Annotated in this window: 1 protein-coding gene; it reads right to left on the bottom strand. The window is 45.6% G+C overall.

Going from position 1 to position 439, the window contains the following annotated elements:
- Positions 1-34 precede the first annotated feature (34 nt).
- Positions 35-439 (bottom strand): MmyB family transcriptional regulator (locus tag AC1DUA_RS40690; protein ID WP_477505022.1); only part of this gene is annotated, 405 nt, incomplete at its 5' end.

Below are 439 nucleotides of genomic sequence, written 5' to 3'. Positions count from 1 at the left end.
CCTCTGGATGTAGATGCCAAACAATAAGCACAACTTATTGCGATAGAAGTTTGCTAATTTTTGCGGTCGTATCACTATCACTTGTTGGTAAATTAATCGTGACTGTAAGGTGGGGAGAATCACAGACGTGGAAAGAAATTTGATCAAAGCGAAGTAATCCGACTTTCGGATGATGATTCATTTTCTTTCCTTCAGGTCCATTTAGAACATCGTGGTGTGGCCACCATGCTCTGAATTCCGCGCTTATCTGATTCAAATCTCCAATGAGCTCTATCCACCATGGATCACCCGCGAATTTGCCGTAATTGGCGCGAAAATGAGCCAAACGGTGCCGGGCATGCGTTTCCCAGTTTTCTTGAAGCAATTCACGCACGTATGGCGAAGTGAACGTTCGCCAAACCGAATTACGCTCGCGCATCGACATTGCGCTATAATCCCC

The organism is Paenibacillus sp. 01T422 (assembly GCF_056398785.1).
Note: the sequence above shows the minus strand (reverse complement) of the source record. Positions and strands in the feature narration are given on the sequence as shown.